Below are 19,410 nucleotides of genomic sequence, written 5' to 3'. Positions count from 1 at the left end.
CAGGACCGCACCCGTCATGCCCGCAGAAGTCCGGCAAGAACGCGCTCCGCCCGGAGTTGAAGGCGTGCCACGCTTTCATCGACGCGGGCGTCACTCTCGTGGTCCCCTCGCTCGACCGCTACGGCCGCAGCCTTCAGGAACTCATCAACATGGTCGCCGAGTTGCGTAGTCGCGGGATCGGCTTCACCTCGCTGCACGAGAACCTGGACACCACCACCCCCGGCGGTCGGCTCGTGTTCCACGTCTTCGCCGCCCTGCCCGAGTTCATCCGCGAGCTGATCATCACCGGCACCAACGAGGGCTTGGCGGCCGCCCGAGCCCGAGGCCGCGTTGGCGGACGCCCCAGCGTCGCTACCGAGGAAGTCATCCGCGCTGCCCGCGACATGCTCCCCAACCCCGAGCACTCCATCACCAGCATCGCCAAGCTGCTCGGCGTCTCCCACGGCACCCTCTACAACCACATCCCCGATCTGAAAGAACTGCGCGCCAGCGGCACGCCTCACCAACTCGCAGCGAGTGCGCGGTAGGCGAGTCGGGGGCTGACTGCACCGACCACAGCAGATGACGGCGACCACCCGCATAGTTGCCGTGCTCCGAGTCGCCACCCAGCTCTACCGAAAGAACGAAGCGCCACTACATCTCCGTCCAATAGGAGTCAGGCAGCGCCCGGACATGGAGAAAGTTCATGTCCACCCCGATCACGTGCTGAGCCGAGTGGACCATGCCAACGATGGTCGACACGGTAATTTCCTCGATCTTCACGTTGCCTCGGCGTGCAGACCAAAACCTGGCAGCCGGTTGGGCCAGTGGCGTCTCAGCAAACCCGAAGGGCAGGGAGTGCGCCAGCTTGTTGCGGAGAGCGAAGAGTGCTCGCAGGACCGGGACGACGAACGGGAAATCGTCGCCCCATCCTTCGCCCTCCATGATCTCTTGGAGCAGTGAGAGCTTCGCGTTGATGCTCATCTGCGAGATCACCTTGCCATGGAGAACAAGAACTTCGGCGATCGACCGTCCAAGCCGTGCTGCGATCACGCTATCCATCATGGCCTCAGCTTGAACTGCCCGGCCGAGGAGATGATGGGCGGCCATGCTCACACTGATGTCGTCTGGCAGCTTCGCTACCGCTGCTCGCAACCTCAAGGCGTCCATGGGTGGAGTCTGGCAGCCATGCCTACCCCCACGCCCGGAATTTTCTCTCAATTCGGATACCAAGCACGGTCGTTAAGAATGGTCGACCTGTCTCGATCGACGGCGCACCAGAGGCATCTGATAGCAGGTGATGCCGAGCACCCTGCCGGCGCGCGTGCTGACCGTCACAGTGCGGGCGAACGCTGAGCGAAGGGAGTCACGGCGTGTCATCCTCGGCGCATGATTGCTGCCGTCCGGAGCCGCGTGGCTCTGCGCTATCGGTCGCAGGCAAACGAAGCGATAAGCAAGCTGCGCAATGACGCCGAGATCCTGGGAATCGGCCCGGTCTCGCTTCGCACGCGCGCTCATCTGCGGCTCTACTACGAGGGCAGGCTCCTTGCGCGGCTCGCGACCGTCCCCATCGTCGTCTTCGAGTGGTGGCTGGCTACTCGCGTCACCGCCGACCTGGTCTTCTCAAACGTCCCGTCGCTGGCCCTTCCTGACTCGGCCAATCCGCCCCCACTGAACTCCTCGGGGCTGATGGGCCTCGCTCAGGTCGCCACGATGACAGCCGTCATCCTCTGGCCGATCCTGCTCGTACGGCCAACGATGACGGTGCTGCGGTACTCCGGGATGGGCACACCTCTGGCGTTCCGGCCACTCGCGGTCTGGGTCGGCCTAATCGGACAATGCGCCGACGTCGTGCGGAACCCCGGCCCCGAGCACACCCACGTGGCAGATGTGTCCATAGGGCTCACGATCATGCGGGTGCGCTGGGCGCGATTCCTGCGCGGTTCGGTTCCTCTGAACTGGAACCGCCAGGCCAAAGCTAAGGCCCACGCGGGGCGCGTTGCAGCTGCACTGCGCAGGGCGGAACAGCAGCTCGACGAGAGCCCAGAGGAAGGCGCCAAGGAACTAGGGCGGCTCACCCTCCAGATATGCGACCGGTACGTGGACAAACGCCTCGGCGCCCTTCTCGACGAGGAACATCTCAACGGCTACGAACGAAGCCACGAACTCCTTCGCCTGTGCCTCTCCCTGGCGTGCATGGGGACTGTGGCACTGGGAGCCTCAGCGGCGCGTCTTTCCCCGCCCGTCGCTATCGCGGCGGCCGGAATTGCTGCCGCCGTGATCCACCGCAACGCCTTCGTGACTGGCCTGACCGTCCTCGTCCCGTTCCTTCCACTGCTGTTCACGGTGAAGTAGCACCGCTCCGCGGCAGGTGACGTCGAGTACCTGGCCAGCGGCGCGCTCGACGTCACCTCAAACTGCTTGCGGCAGCTACCCGGGCTACTGCTCCAGGGGCCTCACCGGGCGGTGGGATTCGGACACCCGGAACGGCGAGTTAATCAACTGGGCGACTTGTCGGACATGCTCCTCGCGGCGGTGGTAGGGCGCTGACCTGCGCTTCTCCCGCCGAATCTGCGTGGATTGATAGGGCAGTGTCGTGCACGCCCTCCAAGGCGATTCGACAATGGCTGAATGTATGCGCTGTCGGCGCCCCCTCGGGCATGGGAGACGGACCGCCGCGTTGCGGGGCAGCGGTCGGCGTTCCTCGCGGCGACGATCAGGGCCGGGTGGCCCATACGAAGGTCCTCGTCGGCTGCTCTCCGACGTTCACGATCTTCTCGATCGTTGAGCGAAGGTCGGGGCCATGAGCTGGTGGCCCCGACCAGGCAGATCAGTGCTGCTCTATCCACCACAGAATCGCGTAGGCCACGCCGGTGGTACTGGCCTTGACCATGTTGCGTACCGTCTCGTCACCAGCGGTGCTGACCAGGCGTCGGAACAACCGTCGGCCTGCCGCCGGTCCCTGTTCGACGGGCTTATGGCCAAGGGCGGCGCCGTCGAGGTACCGGGGGCAGTGATTGCATTGACAGTGGTGGCCCGTAGGCTCGTGGTGTGCGGGAATCTTGTCCTCTTAGAGGGTGCTCCGGTCCTTCACTTCACTTGGCGGCCTCCTGCGGGCACAGGGGGCCGCCGCTGTGTCCAGCGGAAGCCCGATAGGCCGTGGACCACATTGTGACGGCCTTGACTGACAACACCCGGCGGTGCCAGGAAGCAACACGATGCGCATGAAGCGCTGTTGGATCGAGTCGCATTGCGTCCTTCACCGAGGCCAGCGGGCGGGGTCGTCACCGCTGAGCGTTGCGACCTGCGTCTTCCGCTCGTAGCGACCACCGGGCTTCTTGCTGTGCCCTTGCCGAAGAAGTCGTCATCCTCGTCGTCGACGAAGTTGTCGAACATCTCCCAGCCGCCCAGGTAGGCGACCTACGCGTACCGGCCGCATGAGCGGCTGAACACGTCATCCGGATTGCCGAACTACACGATGACCTCGGGCAGGTGGTTCACCTTGCAGTCTTCGAGAACAGGCGTCGTGGCCCGTCGCGAACTTCTCACCCGCGTGCAGCTCCACAGCTCAGGTGATCGTGCACCGGTCGTCGCGACCTACTGCTTCTCCCTGTAGCCATCGAGAATTTCTCGGCCTGGTACACCGTCTTGCTCTGCTTCTGCGGCCGCTTCTTCATGAAGTCGTTCGCGCGGCCGGAGGGAGGTCAAGGTGCGTCGATACAGCGGGCCGAGGGGCCTCGAGCCGGAGGAGACGACGAGGAAGACTGACGGCTGCGTGCACGAGCTCTACTTGGGCCAAGCCCTTGCTTAGACCCTCCCTTTGACCGTCGCTGGCCGCGGGGTGACTAGTAGAGGCATTGAGAGATCACATCCTCCGTCGCTGCCGAAGCGTGCCAACAGCAGATCTGTGGCGGGCATCCCAGGCCACTGCTCGGAGAGACTGGTGGAGGGCTCATGGGGAGGTGATATCGAGGTGCGGTCTCGCCGCATCTGCGAACACCCCCTGCGCCTGCATCACTGCGCTGAGATCTGTGTTCCAGTCAAATTGGGGAAGACCAGCGTCCCTTACCCACCCTTCAGCACACATGGACAGATTCACACAAGCACGCTCCACTGTGTGCGCTGCGTTGGCCACTTCTTGTGGACCGTATAGCTCGATCACTGCCAACGTGTCCCGCATACGTCTCAAGGTCTCGCTGATCTCGGCTTCCATGCGAGACCTATTCCGCCGGTAGCGGCGGCGTCGCCGAACGCCGCCATACTCGGCAACCCGCTCCCTCTCGCAGTTGAAATGGAAGGTCTGGTCCCTCAACTCCAGTGTCAGGGCTAGGAACGCGGAGCAGGCCGCCCCTCTCCCTCCACGCACCCACTGCATGTGAGCAGTGTCCGCCTGATGCTTCGCCGCCGCCCGGGAGGCATCAGCTTGGGCTCGGGCGCTGCGAGCTTGTGCAAGTGCTCCAGCGAAGCCAAAGGCACCGCCGATCGCTGCGCCAGCCAGCGCGGACAAGACTTCATTCATGCCGAACGATGTTGCCGCACGGCAACGGCATCGGGGCAAGATTCGCCAAGGAGCAACCGCGGCAGGTGATGGTGAGCACCTGGCCGGCGCGCATGCTCGGCGTCACCTCGTCACCTCGTCAGCACTCGGGCAGGACGGCGGACATCCGCATGCACGCCGGGTCGGCCTCGAAGCCGAGGGCTCGGTAGAGACCGGCGGAGTCGCCCTTGGCGTACACCTCGAACAGAGTGCAGTCCCGGTCACGGAACCAGTCGACCAGGGCTGACGTGACGGCCGTAGCGTACCCTCGCCGCCGGTAGGCGGACTCGGTGGCCACCGCGTGGACCCGCCCGGCCAGCCCCTTCGGGTAGCGGGGGCCGGGCAAGACCCGGTAGGCCATACCGAGAGCCGAGGAGACCAAGCCCCGGCCGTCGGGGGCATCGATGACGAACGCGGCGAACAGCGGGTCGTTGGTCAGCCGCTCGCGCAGGTCCTCTGTCAGGACCGCCGTCCAATGGGCATCCACCGGGCGGGACAGGAGCAGAGTGCTGCGCATGCGGACCAGCTCCGCCACATCGTCGGCCTTGGCCCGTCGCAGGTCGGGGGTCATCGGTTGAGTACCCGGTCAGCGTGAGTGCAGATCACGGCCTTTCAGCTCGCGAGGCGCAGGGCGTCGGCGAGTTGCCCGATGTCAGGGGTATCGGCAGGAAGGGTCCGGTACAGGGCGAGCGCCCGCGTACGGGTCAGGCCGCTGCGGTAGGAGGCGGGCAGTTGCCCGTACGCGGCGGCGGCGAGGTGGGCGGCGGTGGCTCGGTCGCCGTCGTGCGCGTGGCAGGAGGCCGTGTCGATGGCGATGAGTGCGCGCGTCATCAGTGACGGGGCACGCGACAGCGCCAGCGCCTCCTTCTGCGTCTCGTAGGCCCGCCGGGTCTGGCCCAGGACAGTGAGAGCCTGGCTCATGTGGACGTGATGCTTCTGCATCGGGTAGCCGAACCAGGTGTCGGCGTGCTGCTGCGGGGAGAGCCGGTCGGCCAGCCGTTCCACGTCGGCGATGGCGGCGAGGGCCTTCTCGTGGTCGCCGCTGACGGCGTAGGCGCGGGAGGCGACAGCGGACGCGAGCGCGGCGGCGGCGCTGGGCTTGTCCCCGGCCAGGTAGCGGGCTTGGTCGGCGAGCTTGGCGGCGGCCTGCGGGGCGCCGAAGTTCAGCGGCACCATCGCCTCACGCCCCAGCACCCACGCGTGCAGGAGCTGGTCCCCGGACTTCTTCGCGGCCCGGGTCGCGGTGGCGAACCACCGGTGGGACTCGTGGTGCTGGCCCATGTCGTGCAGGATGATCGCGACCATCCCGGCCATCCGTCCGGTCACATGGGACAGTGTCGTACGGTCCTTGTCGGTGTGCCGCTGAGCCAGGAGGGACTTGAGCTCGTCGAAGTCGTCGAGCATGTCGGCGAGGACTTCGTCCGGGGCCTGCCCGTGGTAGCCGTAGCCGTACCGCTCGGCGGTGGATTCCCAGAACCCGAGGTCGGAGCCGTGGTCGGCGGCGAGGGCGGCGTCAATGTCGTTGCGGGTGGTCGTTAAAGCGGCGAGCCCGGAACCTGCCAGACCGGCAGCGAGCGCGCCGCGCAGAGCGTCACGGCGCTTCATCGGATCGTCTCCATCCTCCGTGTGCCATTGGTGAGTTGAGGCGGGTTGTCTCTCCCATGGCCTTGCTGCCAAGCCTAAGTCCCGGCCCGGAATCCGCAGCCCGTCGGCGACTTTCTCCAGGCCCTGCAGGGTGGTCACGCTGCCGTCGCCCTTGGCCAGGCGACTGACTCACTCGGGCCGGATGCCACACGCCTCCCCGATCCTGTTGAAGCTGATACCCGCCTCGCTGTGAGCGAGGTCGAAGACTGCGCCGACGTCACGGCGGGCGAGCGCTCCAGCGACGCGAGGGTCAGCCCTGAGAGCGGCGGGAAGCGCCGCCGGTGACTTCGGAAGATCCATGATGTGCCCCTCCGTCGACGGCGGCACCCCCCTTGTATGTACCCACCGTAGGGCCCCTTCATGGGGTTACCGCCCGTTGCCCGCCGTTCTTAACTGAGCCTGCTTCCAGATCTTCCGCATTATCAACCCTTAGGCAGGAGCAGGCAGTTGTGCATGGCTGACTTACGACGAGGCGGACGGTGATCTCTCATGCGATCCAGTGCAGCTCTCGGCGGGCACCAAGTCCAGGTGTCGTGCAGCACCGCGGTCGGCCGTGTGCTCGCGAGCACCTTCGGCGCCGTCCCACCCGTGAGGGGCGCCAGGGCTTGCCCGCCGTCGGCGGCGGGCAAGCCCGCGTATCTCCGACATACGGCGTGCAGCCGTGGGAGGCGGTCACGCGGCCATCTCTTGCCGCATACGGTCGAGGGCCGCTGCGGCGGCGTCACGCACGTCGGGCAGGCGGTGCGCGGCGGTGCGGATGATGCGCTGCAACTGGTGCGGGAGGCGCTGGCGGACGGCTTCGCCGAGCGCGCCGTTCAGGCACTCGGCGGCCCCGGGACCGTCGTCACCGATGAGCCGTACGTGGGCGACGGTGACGAGCTCGATCACGCGCCACTGCGGCGCCACGGCCATGGTCGGGGCAGGCGCCTGGTCGGCGAGCTGTATGGCGGCGCGGGTGCGGCCGGTGGCGATCAGGCCGCGCAGCCGGATCTCGTGCAGGGCGTACGGGTTGAACATGCTGGTGTGCTCGGCGTGGTCCAGGAGCTGGTCGGTCTCACGCAGGACGGCGTCGAAGAGAGGGCCGTCGTGGAGGGCTCCGGCGGCGCGGGCGAGCAGGGGCAGGACGGCAGCGCAGGCGTCCTGGTCGGGCGCGATGGTGGCGGCGTGCTGGAGACGCTGGACGGCGGCGCCGGTCAGGCGGGCTTTGCGCAGCTCGTTGCCGTGCATGCGCAGCACGTTGGACGTGAAGGCGGGGTCGTCGAAGTAGCGGGCGATCTCCAGGCTCTTGGCGGTCCAGCGGGCGGCGGTCGGCAGGCGTTCCTCGGGCAGGACGTTGCCGAGGGCCACGCCGAGGCCGACGCGCGCTTGGGCGAGCAGGCGCAGCACGTCGCGCTCGGCGTGCCCGTCCTCGGTGCGGGCCTCCAGCCGGGCCACCAGCGGCCAGAGTTCGGCGACGGCCTCGGAGGCGTGGCCGGACTGGCGGGCGATCTCGGCGAGGCGGACGGCGGACTCGCCGAACTGGAGCATGGCGCGGTGGTCTGTGTCGGCCGGGTCGGTCACACCGAGGATGTGCGCGGGAAGGCGCAAGCGCTCGGCGACGTGGCGGCGCGCGTCGGTGTCGTTGACGGCACGCTTGCCCAGTTCCATCGCGGAGACGGTCGTCTTGTCGTAGCCGAGGAGGGTGCCCAGCTCGGTCTGGTTCAGGCCGTTCACGGCCCGGTAGAACCGCAGGATGGCGCCCAGATCACGGGTCGCCAGGACCGTTTGGGCCTGTGGGGTGGCCCAGTGCCACAACACGTGGTGGGCCGAGGGACGCCGCGCCAGCTCGCCGCCCATGGCCGCTCAGCCTTTGCGCCGGTACCAGGCGGCGATGGACTGCTTGTAGCCGTCGGGCATGGTCAGACCGGGCACCTCGTCGGCGGCGAACAGGCCGATCTCCTTGTGCTCGTGACTCAGGGCCGGTGCGGCGTCGGGGGTCAGGACGGTGCAGCCGTAGGTGATGATCACGACGCGGCGTTCTGGCAGTGTCTCGGGCAGTGGCTGGTAGATCCACACGTCCAGCAGCGGCCCGGCCTTGACGCTCCATCCGGACTCTTCACTGATCTCCCGCGCGACGGTGACCTCGGGGGTGGGGTCGTCGGGCTCCAGGCGGCCGCCGGGCAGTTCCCACTCCTCGCGCTCGTTCTTGAGCAGCAGCACGCGCCCCTGTGTGTCCAGGGCGACGCCCTTGACGGAGACGGGCCAAGTGGGCGGTACGTACGCCATCGCAGTCCTCGAAAGTCGCGGCCGGTCGCGGGTGTTCGGAACGTAGCACGCAGCAACCAACTCGCTGCCCGTGTGGCCGAATTACCCGAGTCGACAATCTGTCGCTTTACCCGTCGGTCGATCGCTCCCAACAGTTGGTGCACCACCACCTTGACGCGAAGGAGTCCCGCGATGCGCCATGCCTCCGCCCACCCCGGTGACGTGTTCGCCCGCCATCGCATCGACCCTCACCGGCCCGACGTGCCTGCGCGCATCGCGGCCCACCTTCGCGAACACGGTCTGGTCACGGTCACCGGGCTTGCCTCGCGTACGGACGTCCTGGCGCTGGCCAGCCGCATCATGACCGTCACCGAGCACCGGGATTCCGACTCCGACGGGATCACCACGATCCGCGACACCGGCCACCACGCCCACCGGGCAGGGTTCGCCGGCTTCGGTCACGGTGCCCTGGGCCCGCACACCGAGCGCTCCGGTATCCCGTGCCCACCGCGCCTGATGCTGCTGGTGTGCGGGCAGGCTGCCCAGGCGGGCGGGGAGTGCGTGCTCGTCGACGGCCGTGCCGTGCACGCGGACCTGACGACCGTCTCGCACGAAGCGGTCACCGCGCTGGCGCAGCCGCGCAGCGCCTACTTCGGCGCCGGGGACGGGCACCCCAGCCAGGTCTTCACGGCCCACGCCGACCACACCATGGCAGTGCGGCTGCGCCTTGACGGGCTGGCCCGCTTCAGCCCGATCGTGCAGCCCTATCTGCCGCAGTTGCGGGCCGCGATCACTCGTCACAAGGCCACGGTGCGGCTGGAGCCGGGGCAGGGCTATCTGCTGGACAACCGTCGCTGGCTGCACGCCCGGACCGGGTTCACCGGCGACCGTGTGTGCTGGCGCGCGCTGGGGCAGCCCCGCTTTCCAATGCCCGACGGCTTCACCCCCGCCCCCGTTGGTGCCCGCGAGCGGCTCCCGTCCATCGCCGGGGCCCAGCGATGAGCCGCCACCGGTTTTATGTCGACGGCGACTCGGTTGCGGCCGTGACGTGGTGGTCAGCGATCGCGGCCGGGCTCGCGCTGCTGGGCGTAAGCGTCCACAACGACGTGACCACCGAGGCGGCCCCCGCGTCGGTGTCGGCCCCGGACACCGTGCCGGACGAGTCCGGCAGCACCTAGAACGCTCCGGCCCCGGTAGCGCACCACCGCCGGAGCCCGGAGCCATCAGCCCTGTCGCGAGGTACTGCCCGCGGCAGGTGACGAGGAGCACCTGCGCCGGCCCGGGTGCTCAGCGTCACCTCGCAGACCGCCCCACCCAACCCGGTGCGCCGAGTACGGCCCGCCAGTCAGGTCGGGGCCTGTCCCATCCATCCGAGAGAGAACGAGGAAGCGATGCGCACTACCGCGAAGGACAAGTCCGGGGATGTCTTCAACCTGGACGTGATCGTGACGACCGACAGCGCCGACCCGGACGAGGGCTGCGACACGAACGACGGCTGCGACCCCACCTGCGCCTCCTCCTGCAACAGCAGCGTCTGACCCAGCCCGTCACCGGCGGGGCCGGGCTTAGCCCGGCCCCGCCACACTCCCCACTGCCCGCTCCCTCTTCGCCCGGAGGAACGTCATGACGCCGCTGTACCGGCATACCGGGGTCGCCCTGCTGCGGTCCACGGCCATGCCGCTCACCAAAGCCCCAGCCCGCTGGCCCGACCTCGGCGATGAGGCCGACTGCCGCACCTGGCTGTGCGAGGTATGGGCGCGACCCGGTCTGCCCGACGTGATCGAACAGGCAAGTCCCGCGCTCGCCGCCCGCGTCGGCACCATCCTGGACGGCCGCACCGTGACCGGGCGCGGTGTCCGCCGTGCGGCGTCGGCCATCATGCGCTACCTGCTGCGCGCCACCGGCCGCCCCACCCCCTTCGGCCTGTTCGCCGGGGTCGCCCCCGTGACGGTGGGCGAGCGCGCCCGTGTCGTCTGGGGCGACGGGCACCGGCCCGTGGTCCGTGTCGGCGCCGAGTGGCTGGCCAGCATCGTGGAACGGCTGGAAGGCTGCCCGGAGTTGCTGAAGCGCCTAGAGGTGGTGTTCAGCAACGCCGCTGTACGGCGCGGCAGTCGGCTGGAGGCGCCGCACGGACCGAACCGGGTGACCATCAGCCACACCAGCGCCGTGCAGGCCGTATGGGAAGCGACGACGGCCCCCACCCGCTTCGGGGCGGTCCTCGACAAGGTCACCGAGGCGTTCCCCGACGCCCCGCGCGAACGGGTCCACGGCATGCTCGCCGAGCTCGTACGGCGCGGCTTCTTGATCACCTGCCTGCGCGCTCCGTTCACCGTCACCGACCCCTTGGCCCATGTCCTGGACCGTTTGCACGAAGCCGGAGCCCCGGCGATAACTCCGGTGGTTCCGCTGCTGCGGATGCTGGAGGCCGTGCACGCCGATGTCCGCCATCACAACCACGAGGCCACCAGCGGTGCGGCACAGGCCCGGCTGCGCACGGGCCTCACCCGCCAGATGCGGGAGGTCTCCGAGGCCGGGCGTACCCCGCTGTCCATGGACCTGCGGCTCGACTGCGACGTGACGATCCCCGCCGCCGTGGCCGGGGAGCTGGAGCAGGCCGCGAGCGTTCTTGCCCGGCTGACCCGCACGCCCACCGGACAGCCCGCCTGGCGGGCCTTCCACGCGGCGTTCCTGGACCGGTACGGCACCGCAACGCCCGTGCCGCTGCTGGAGGTCCTCGACCCAGACACCGGGCTGGGATACCCGCCCGGCTACCCCGGCAGCACCCAGCCCGCGCCGACGGGTGAGGGGCCCGGGGAGCGGGACGAACGGCTCCTGGCCCTGGCCTGGCAGGCCCTCGCCGACGGCAGCCGCGAAATCGTCCTGACCGAGGAGACCATCACCGAGCTGGCCGGACCCGCCAGCTCGGACGTGCGGCGCATCCCGCCGCACGTCGAGGTGTCCGCCCTCATCCACGCCACCAGCACACAGGCTCTGGGGCGCGGGGATTTCACGCTCACCGTCGCGCCCGCCCGCGCGGCGGGCACCCTCACCTCACGGTTCACCGCGACCGCCTCCGGCTCCGGCCTGGAAGACGTCTACCGGTCCGCGCCGACCGCCACCGCCGGGGCGCTGCCCGTACAGCTGTCCTTCCCGCCGCTCTACGCCCACGCCGAGAACGTGTGCCGTGTCCCCGCCTACCTGGACCACGTCCTGCCACTCGGCGAGCACCGCGGCTTGTGCTCCGCAGCACCTGGCTGGCGCACGTGCTCCACAGCACACGAGGAGGAGGTGGGGCCGGAACTGCTCGCGCTGGAGGACCTGGCGGTGACCGCGACCGGCACCGCGCTGTACCTGGTCAGCGTCTCCCGGGGCCGTGTGGTCGAACCGCAGGTCTTCCATGCCCTGGCCCTGGAGAAGCAGCCCCCGGCGCTGGCACGGTTCCTCGCCCACCTGCCCCGCGCCTTCACCGCCGGATGGCACGAATTCGACTGGGGCCCACACACCCAGCGCCTCCCGTACCTGCCACGGGTCCGTCACGGCCGCACGATCCTCGCCCCGGCCCGCTGGTACCTCACCGCCGCTGACCTGCCGGGCGCGAGCGCCGGGGGCGAGGCATGGGCCGGGGCATTGGACCGGTGGCGCCGCCGGTGGCATCTGCCCACGGTGGTGGAACTGCGCGACGCGGACCGCACGCTGCGCCTCAACCTCGACGAGCGGGCCCATACCGCGCTCCTACGCTCCCACCTGGCCCGTCACGAGTCGGCCCAGCTCACCGAGAGCGCCCAGGCGACCGAGTACGGGTGGATGGACGGCCACGCCCACGAGATCGCCCTGCCTCTGGTTACCACCCGAGCCCCTGCCTCAGCGCCGCTGCCCGCCGCGTCGTCGGTGACGGTCGGCCGCCACCGTGAGCAGCTGCCCGCAGCACCGGAGGCGGCTTGGCTGTACGCGAAGATTCCCGCTCACCCGGAACGGCAGTCCGAGATCGTCGCCGACTACCTGCCCGGCCTGCTGGCCTCCCTGGACGGCGCCCCGGCGTGGTGGTTCGTGCGCTACCGCAGCCCCCACGAAGCCGATCACCTGCGGCTGCGTATCCGCACCGGCCCCGGTGAGTTCGCGGCGCACGCGACAGCGGTCAGCCGGTGGGCCACAGGTCTGCGCGAGGACGGCATGGCCGCCGGTCTCACCCTCGACACCTACCGCCCCGAGACCAGCCGCTACGGCGGCGGCCCTGAGGCCATGGAGGCCGCCGAGGCGGTGTTCTGCGCCGACTCCCACGCCGTCGCCGCCCAGCTCCGCCACCAGCCGTACTCGGACGATCTCGACCCGGCCGCGCTGGTAGCACTCGACATGGTCGACATCTGCCGGGGCCTGCTCGGCAGCCCGGACGAGGCACTTCAGTGGCTGGCCGCCCGGCCCGCGCCGGACGTCGTCGTAGACCGCACGATCGCCGCCCAGGTAACCAGCGCGACCCGCACCGGGCGGTGGGACGATCCGGGCCAGTGCCCCGAGCCCGCGGCCAAGGCACGCCAGGACCGTGCGAGCGCGCTGGACACCTACCGGCGTGCCCTGCCCCGTGGGGTGGACGTGGGGGCGGTGCTGGAGTCGCTGCTGCACATGCACCACAACCGGGCACTCGGCATCGACCGGGACCGCGAACGAGCCTGCCGCCGCATGGCCCGCCAAGCCGCCCTCACCGCGCGCGCCCTCCAGACCGGGGCACTCCGGTGAAGGCGGCCACCGCACCGGCGCCCGTCTCCACCGAGTCGGGGCCGTGGTGGCACCAGTCCCTGGGCGCCGGTGCGCCGGGCATCGCGCTGCGCCACATCGCCAACGCCCGCACCGGTGCGGGCGCGTGGGAGACCGCGCACCGGTGGGTGGCCACCATGACCCACCACCCGGTGAACGCCCACCCCGAGGTGTCCGGGCTCTTCCGGGGCGCCCCGGCCGTCGCCTTCGCCCTGCACACCGCCGACCACCCCGCCTACGCCCGCGCCCTGACCGGTCTGGACCGCACAGTCAACGTCCTGGTCCGCGAACGCCTCGCCCGCGCCCAGCAGCGCATCGACACCGGACGCCCTGCGCCGCTGCGGGAGTTCGACCTCATCAGGGGCCTGACCGGTCTCGGGGTCTACCTCCTGCACCGCCGCCCCGGATGGCACCTGCTGCGCGACGTCCTCGTCTACCTCGTACGCCTGACCGAACCCCTGGGCGGCGGGCAGATGCCGGGCTGGTGGAGCGGTGACGGCCCCGAGGGGAAGCCGTCGGACCAATGGCCGAACGGGCACATCAACTTCGGGCTCGCCCACGGCATCGCCGGGCCCCTCGCGCTGCTCGCCGCAGCCCAGCGCCGAGCCATCGTCGTGACCGGCCAGGCGGAGGCGATCAGCCGGATCATGGACGCCCTGGACCAGTGGCGGCAGGGCGAAGGCGCCACGGTGTGGTGGCCGGGCCTGATCACCCCCGCCCAGTGGCAGGCGGGCACGGCAACGAGCAGCGGCCCGCAACGCCCATCGTGGTGCTACGGCACACCTGGCCTCGCCCGCGCCCAACAAGTCGCCGCCCTGGCCTTGGGCGACCCCGCACGCCAACAACGAGCTGAACAGGCACTCGCGGCGTGCGTACGCGATGAGAAGCAGTTGTCACAGCTCACGGACGCCTCTGTGTGTCACGGTTGGGCCGGGCTCATACAGACCGTGCACCGGGCCGCCGCCGACGACTCCACCGGCGAACTCGCCGCCCTGCTCCCCGACGTGCACGCCCGCATGGGTCACTACCTCGACGTGCACGGCCTCCCGGAGCACGGCGGCCTTCTCGAAGGCGCCGACGGCATCCACCTGGCCAGCGCCAGCGTCAACACGCCGCCCGATGCCGACTGGGACGCCTGCCTCCTCCTGGACGGCTGACCCGCGCGGAACCAGGCGCCCCCACAAGCCTGCTCACTACGCTCGGCCCGCCGAACCGATGGACGGGCCACAAGGAAAGGACCCGCATGACCACCACTCCCACTGCTGCCAATACGTCGCCCGAGGAGCTGCGCAACCGCATGGTGGACCGCATTCGCCAGGCCGGGCACGCCCGCGATCCGCGCGTGGAAGAGGCCATGCGGGCCGTGCCCCGCCACGCGTTCGTCCCCGACGCCGACCTGGAAGACGCGTACGCCAACAAGGCCGTCATCACCAAGCGGGCCGAAGACGGCAAGGCCCTGAGCTGCGCGTCCGTGCCGACCGTGGTCGCGATGATGCTCGACCAGCTCGCCGTCCGCGAGGGCCAGAGCCTCCTGGAGATCGGCGCGGGCACCGGCTACAACGCCGCCCTCCTCGCGCTCCTGGCGAGCAAGGGCGAGCGGGTCGTCACGATCGACCACGACGAGGAGGTGACGGCCGGGGCGCGCAAGAACCTGGACGCCACCGGCTACCACGACGTCACCGTGATCACACGGGACGGCGCACTCGGCGCCCCGGAACGGGCCCCGTACGACGGCGGGATCTTCACCGTCGGCGCGTGGGATCTTCCCTGGGACCTGCTGAACCAGTTCGCCGACGGGGCACGGCTGGTGGTGCCGCTGCGCTGGCGCGGCCAGACCCGCAGCGTCGCCTTCGTCCGAGATGGCAACGCGTGGCCCTCGGACTCCATGGAACTGTGCGGGTTCGTGCCGATGATCGGTCAGGAAGGCGAACACACCGCCACCCTCGACGAGGCCGGGGACGTCACGCTGCGGTGGGACGCGGACCAGGACATCGCCCCCGCCCGGCTGCGCGGCATCCTCGACCAGCCCAAGACCGTCGCGTGGTCCGGGACGACACTCGGTTCCAATGAGTCGTTCGACGGGGTGTGGCTGCGGCTGACGGCCACCGAGACAGGTACGTGCGGCATCGCCGCGACGCGTGCTGCCGTGGAGGCCGGGATCTGCACGCCCGCCACCGCCGTGGTCCAAAGCCCGGCGATCGTGGACGGCGACTCGCTCGCCTACTTCACCCAACGCCGCCTGGAGAGCGAGATCCCGCGCTGGGAGTTCGGGGCCATTGGTCAGGGCCCGGACGGCGAGCACCTCGCCCAGCGGCTGTGCGAGCGCATCCGCGAGTGGGGCCAGGACCACGAGGCACGCCCGGCCATCATGCTGCACCCCACCGGCACCCCGGCCACTGCCCTTCCCCACGGGCTGAGGATCACCAAGGAGCACCTGCTCCTGACCCTCTCCTTGCCTTCCGGGAAGTAGCGGCCCGATCCGCGGGAGGTGACGGGGAGCACCTGGCCGGCGGCCGTGCTCCTCCTCACCTTGAGCCCGTTGAACCGCCCACGCTCCTGAACGGATCGGAGAACTCTCGTGCCTGCCCCCGCCCACCGTGTGGCCCTGTTCGACCTGGACGACACCTTGACCGACCGGCGGGCCGCGTTCGCCGCGTGGGCAAAGGAGTTCACCGCCGCGCACGGTGTGCCGCCGCGTTGGCTCCTGGACGCTGACGAGGTGCTGGCCGGGAACCGCACCGAGTTCTTCACTGAGGTGAAGAACCAGTTCCCCGTACCGGAGACGGCGGCCCAAATGCGCACCCAATACCGATACCGGACTGCGGAGTTGGTGCCCTACCGGCCTGAGGTGTGCGAAGCGCTGCGCGCGCTGTCAGCGGGCGGATGGCACCTGGGAGTGGTCACCAACGGCGAACCGGTCGCGCAGACCGCCAAGCTCGCCACCGCCCGGCTCGACGGCCTTGTGGAGTCGGTGATCGTGTCCGGCGCGTACGGCATCGCCAAACCCAACCCGGTGCTGTTCCGGCTCGCCCTTGAAGACCTCGGCGCGGCCGACGACGCCGAGACGTGGATGGTCGGCGACAACCTGAGCACCGATATCGCGGGCGCTCAGACCGCCGGAATCAGCACCGTATGGATCTCCCACGGCTGTGCGGAGCGCCGAGGGACCCGAGCCCAAACACGTGGCGGACGATGTCGTGGACGCCGCACGCTGGCTCCTGGACGGTGCCCGATGAAGGCACCGTCCGCTGGTGTGGCTTGCCTGCCCGCCGTCTTACGGTCGCTGACCTACATACGGGCCGAAGCCGACGCCGGGCCCAAGGCCCTGCGGGATGCGACGCTGCGGGACGCGGCCCGGTGGGCGTTCGAGCTGACGCGGGACGTTCCATGTGCCACCGACGGCGCGCACCGCGCCGACGACCTGCTGGACAAGGGCCGGGGCAACTGCGCGGCCAAGGCAGAGTTGCTGTGTGCCGCGTTCGGTGAGCTCGGCTACCCCGCACGCCGGGTGCGCTGGCTCTACCAGCTTCCCGGCACGCCGCCGGAGGTCGCGCTGTTGCCGACTCCGTACGACGTCCACACCGCCGTCGAAGCGCGGGTCGACGGAAAGTGGCTGCTGGTGGACGCGACCCACGACCCAGCCCTGGCCGCACTCGGGCTGACCGTCGCCGAATGGGATACGCGAACGAGCATCTGTGCCCGGCCGCCGAGGCTGGCGATCACCTGTTCGGCGACCGGGTTCGGCGCGTACTTCTCGGGCAGCAGGAGCGCGACGTCGGCGCCGTAGCCGCGCAGGCCGGGCTCGTGCGGGGTGAGGTGCTGGATGGAGAAGCCGGAGATCGCGTTGTGGACGGGGTCGATGATGTCGTCGGCGAAGGCCGGTTCCCCTTGGTGCCATTCCAGTTGGCCGGTCTCGTGCAGCAGCGCGAATGTCGTCGTGGTGGTCATCGTGTCTCCAGAACGCAAGTCGTGGTGGTGTGGACGAGGCGCGCGGCGTCAGGCATGAGCGTGTGGGCGAGCTGTCCGAGGGGCAGGCCGTGCGCAACCCGGCTGATAGTGGCCAGGCAGTCCTTGGCCTCGTGGGCGGAGGGGGCGGGGTCGGCGGCGGCACCGTCGGCGAGGGCGTCGAGGTGGTCGGCCATCTCGCCGAGGGCGATGGCGGCGAGGTCGGCGTGCGGCCCGCAAGGGACGGTGGCGGCCGTATCGAGGTGATGGAGGAGGTGCGCGGCGAGTGCGGCGCTGTCGTCGGTGGTGGTCGTCGGCCGGTCTCCTTGTCCGGCCAGGTGCTGGTCTTGGCGCGGCCCCAGCGCAGCGGGTGGGGGTCGGCGCGTCCGGTGCACGGGGTTCCGGCGGGGACGTGGCAGACGGGGCAGGCGATGGTGCGCGCGAGGGTCCAGCGGGCTTGCCCGGCGTTGTCGATGCGCTCGCGGTGCGGGCTGTCAGCCGCCAGCCTGGGCTGGTCGGGCAGGTGGCAGCCGGTTTGGGCCGGGGCCTGGCAGCGGGGGCAGGGCACGTCGGCGGCGAAGTTCTCGGTGGCGGCACGCCGCCGCTGCCCGCGCGCTTGGGCCCTGCGTATCCCGTCCCAGTCGGGTCCGGTGTCGGTCGTCATCGCTCGGTGGTCTCCTTCGGGTTTTCGGTGAGGGCGCGACGCAAGGTCCGCTCGGAAATATCAAGGCGCCGCGCGGCGGCGGCGCGGGTGATCTCGGGGTCTTCGCGGCGCATGGTGTGCCAGGCGGCGGCGTGCTCGCGGCGGCGGGCGCGGGCCTGCTCGGCGGCGCGCTCGTTCCGCTTGGCCAGCGCGTCAGGGACACCCGGACTGGCCGATGTGACCTGCGGCTTTTCGGCGTGTCCGGTCGCTGCGTCCTGGCGTGTCCGCTCGATCTGTCCGTCCCGGGAAGGCAACGGCCTGTCCGGGCCCGGCCCGGGAGGCTCGGGCAGGCGGACGGTCACAGGCTTGGGAGCGGTTGAGGCGGCGAAGACCGGTGCGTGCCCCGTGGTCTTGGACAGGGCGGGCACCGGGCGCTTCTCGGCGGGCGGGACGCGGGTAGCCCCGGACGGAGTGCCGGCGTGCTCGACGACCCCCGCCACCATCGCGGCCCCTACGGGGGGCTGCGGGCGGGCGGCCGAGGCGCGGGGCAGGGGGACGCCGTAGCGGGCGAGCTTGAGGGGCAGCCGCTCTTCGGCTGGCGCCCGGCGGACCCGGCCGTGGCGGGCCTTGAGGCGGGTCACGTAGACGAGGCGGTCCTGCTCGGCTTCGACGGCCTGCTGGTAAGAGGTGCGCTCCCCCAGAACCATGTGCCGCCATAGAGCGAACGTGCGCGCCGGGTCCAGGAGCCAGCGCACGGGGCGGACGCGTTCCATCGCGCGGCCGGTGGACAGGTGGGCGAGGTGGTCCACGGTGTGGCGGGCGGCCTCGGCGACGATCACGAACAGGCAGGGCAGGGTGGCGTGCATGACGACGGCTACGGGGTCGTCCCACGTCGACGGTGACGGGTTCACCCGGCTTGAGGCGGGGACACCAGCCGCCGCGTTGAACGGGCGAGCACGGCGGTCAACGTGCCGCGTAGCCCTCTTCCCCGTCCGGGGGCACCTCGTCGCGATGAACACCGAGATGGCATGGGCATGTCGGGCGCGTCACATCCGGTACATATCCGCGCGGGAAGCCCGGGGAAATGCCGGGAATAACGGGCGCTTTCGGGCGCAAAAAAACCCGCCCTAACCGGGGTGTTTTCCCAGGTCAGGGCGGGTTTGGCAGACGAGCCGAGCTGTACGCCGGGTTCTGTTCCGAAGGGGCCTCGCGGCCCCCTCGGCGACGGCCATCCATCTAGGGCCGGCATTGCTGCCGGCCTCGTGCGGTCCACCCGCGGACTCGGGCGGGCAGCCCTCGAACGTCCGCGCAGAGCGCCTGGTGGGGCGCTCCTTTTGACCTTGCTCCAGGTGGGGTTTACCTAGCCGCCTGAGTCACCTCAGGCGCTGGTGGTCTCTTACACCACCGTTTCACCCTTACCGGGGGCCTGAGCCCTCGGCGGTCTGTTTTCTGTGGCACTGTCCCGCGGGTCACCCCGGGTGGCCGTTAGCCACCACCTTGCCGTGTGGAGCCCGGACGTTCCTCGGGGAGGTCCACAGGGACCCCCACGCGGCCGTCCGCCCGGCTCGTCTGCCGTGTCGACCATGGTACCCGCCGGGGCGCGGGCCGGGCGCCGGTGGCGGGGGGGTCCTGAGGCCGCCGTGGCCAGGAAGGAGCCGGCGAGGATCAG

Annotated in this window: 15 protein-coding genes, 1 other RNA gene and 1 pseudogene; 9 read left to right on the top strand and 8 right to left on the bottom strand. The window is 70.2% G+C overall.

Going from position 1 to position 19,410, the window contains the following annotated elements; translation table 11 throughout:
• Nucleotides 1-38 precede the first annotated feature (38 nt).
• Nucleotides 39-527: pseudogene (locus ACH4DX_RS03455) on the top strand (recombinase family protein); the annotation flags it as partial.
• Between the two features lie 106 nt (nt 528-633).
• Here ACH4DX_RS03455 and ACH4DX_RS03450 read toward each other — a convergent pair.
• The gene (locus ACH4DX_RS03450; protein ID WP_398153816.1) at nt 634-1,149 is read right to left on the bottom strand and encodes a hypothetical protein; all 516 of its coding nucleotides are present in this window, start codon (nt 1,147-1,149) and stop codon (nt 634-636) included.
• A gap of 219 nt (nt 1,150-1,368) precedes the next feature.
• Between ACH4DX_RS03450 and ACH4DX_RS03445 the strand changes: the two genes are divergently transcribed.
• On the top strand, nt 1,369-2,334 hold the full coding sequence (locus tag ACH4DX_RS03445) for a hypothetical protein (RefSeq protein WP_398153815.1): 966 nt from the start codon (nt 1,369-1,371) through the stop codon (nt 2,332-2,334).
• Nucleotides 2,335-4,616: 2,282 nt separating this feature from the next.
• Here the strand turns inward: ACH4DX_RS03445 and ACH4DX_RS03440 are convergent.
• The 4 genes from ACH4DX_RS03440 to ACH4DX_RS03425 all read right to left on the bottom strand — a co-directional run bounded on the left by ACH4DX_RS03440 (nt 4,617) and on the right by ACH4DX_RS03425 (nt 8,425).
• Entirely contained in the window at nt 4,617-5,087 is a 471-nt protein-coding gene (locus tag ACH4DX_RS03440) for a GNAT family N-acetyltransferase (RefSeq protein WP_398153814.1), read from the bottom strand.
• Nucleotides 5,088-5,128: 41 nt separating this feature from the next.
• Complete coding sequence (locus ACH4DX_RS03435) at nt 5,129-6,121, bottom strand: hypothetical protein (RefSeq protein WP_398153813.1); 993 nt, start codon at nt 6,119-6,121, stop codon at nt 5,129-5,131.
• Nucleotides 6,122-6,832: 711 nt separating this feature from the next.
• Entirely contained in the window at nt 6,833-7,996 is a 1,164-nt protein-coding gene (locus ACH4DX_RS03430) for a helix-turn-helix domain-containing protein (protein ID WP_398153812.1), read from the bottom strand.
• A 6-nt stretch (nt 7,997-8,002) separates the two neighbouring features.
• Entirely contained in the window at nt 8,003-8,425 is a 423-nt protein-coding gene (locus ACH4DX_RS03425) for an NUDIX domain-containing protein (RefSeq protein WP_398153811.1), read from the bottom strand.
• Nucleotides 8,426-8,596: 171 nt separating this feature from the next.
• Here ACH4DX_RS03425 and ACH4DX_RS03420 point away from each other — a divergent pair, with 171 nt between their 5' ends.
• The 7 genes from ACH4DX_RS03420 (at nt 8,597) to ACH4DX_RS03390 (ending at nt 16,940) form a co-directional block, all read left to right on the top strand.
• A complete protein-coding gene (locus ACH4DX_RS03420) occupies nt 8,597-9,406 on the top strand; it encodes a TauD/TfdA family dioxygenase (protein WP_398153810.1) in 810 nt (269 codons plus the stop codon).
• 41 nt (nt 9,407-9,447) lie between these two features.
• Nucleotides 9,448-9,582: a hypothetical protein gene (locus ACH4DX_RS03415; protein ID WP_398153809.1), complete on the top strand. Its 135-nt coding sequence runs from the start codon at nt 9,448-9,450 to the stop codon at nt 9,580-9,582.
• A gap of 213 nt (nt 9,583-9,795) precedes the next feature.
• The gene (locus ACH4DX_RS03410; protein WP_398153808.1) at nt 9,796-9,942 is read left to right on the top strand and encodes a hypothetical protein; all 147 of its coding nucleotides are present in this window, start codon (nt 9,796-9,798) and stop codon (nt 9,940-9,942) included.
• Nucleotides 9,943-10,027: 85 nt separating this feature from the next.
• The gene (locus ACH4DX_RS03405; protein WP_398153807.1) at nt 10,028-13,135 is read left to right on the top strand and encodes a lantibiotic dehydratase; all 3,108 of its coding nucleotides are present in this window, start codon (nt 10,028-10,030) and stop codon (nt 13,133-13,135) included.
• A complete protein-coding gene (locus tag ACH4DX_RS03400) occupies nt 13,132-14,310 on the top strand; it encodes a lanthionine synthetase C family protein (protein WP_398153806.1) in 1,179 nt (392 codons plus the stop codon). Before ACH4DX_RS03405 ends, ACH4DX_RS03400 begins: the two co-directional genes overlap by 4 nt.
• An 86-nt stretch (nt 14,311-14,396) precedes the next feature.
• Nucleotides 14,397-15,623: a methyltransferase, FxLD system gene (fxlM, locus tag ACH4DX_RS03395; protein ID WP_398153805.1), complete on the top strand. Its 1,227-nt coding sequence runs from the start codon at nt 14,397-14,399 to the stop codon at nt 15,621-15,623.
• Nucleotides 15,624-15,752: 129 nt separating this feature from the next.
• On the top strand, nt 15,753-16,940 hold the full coding sequence (locus tag ACH4DX_RS03390; RefSeq protein ID WP_398153804.1) for an HAD-IA family hydrolase: 1,188 nt from the start codon (nt 15,753-15,755) through the stop codon (nt 16,938-16,940).
• 157 nt (nt 16,941-17,097) lie between these two features.
• Here ACH4DX_RS03390 and ACH4DX_RS03385 read toward each other — a convergent pair whose 3' ends face one another.
• The 3 genes from ACH4DX_RS03385 to rnpB form a co-directional block, all read right to left on the bottom strand.
• The gene (locus tag ACH4DX_RS03385) at nt 17,098-17,493 is read right to left on the bottom strand and encodes a hypothetical protein (RefSeq protein ID WP_398153803.1); all 396 of its coding nucleotides are present in this window, start codon (nt 17,491-17,493) and stop codon (nt 17,098-17,100) included.
• Nucleotides 17,494-17,758: 265 nt separating this feature from the next.
• Nucleotides 17,759-18,652: a DUF2637 domain-containing protein gene (locus ACH4DX_RS03380; protein WP_398153802.1), complete on the bottom strand. Its 894-nt coding sequence runs from the start codon at nt 18,650-18,652 to the stop codon at nt 17,759-17,761.
• 253 nt (nt 18,653-18,905) lie between these two features.
• Nucleotides 18,906-19,309: RNase P RNA component class A (gene rnpB / locus ACH4DX_RS03375), an RNA gene on the bottom strand.
• Between the last annotated feature and the right edge of the window lie 101 nt (nt 19,310-19,410).

The organism is Streptomyces sp. NPDC017940 (assembly GCF_044328435.1).
In the GTDB taxonomy this organism is placed as follows: domain Bacteria; phylum Actinomycetota; class Actinomycetes; order Streptomycetales; family Streptomycetaceae; genus Streptomyces.
Note: the sequence above shows the minus strand (reverse complement) of the source record. Positions and strands in the feature narration are given on the sequence as shown.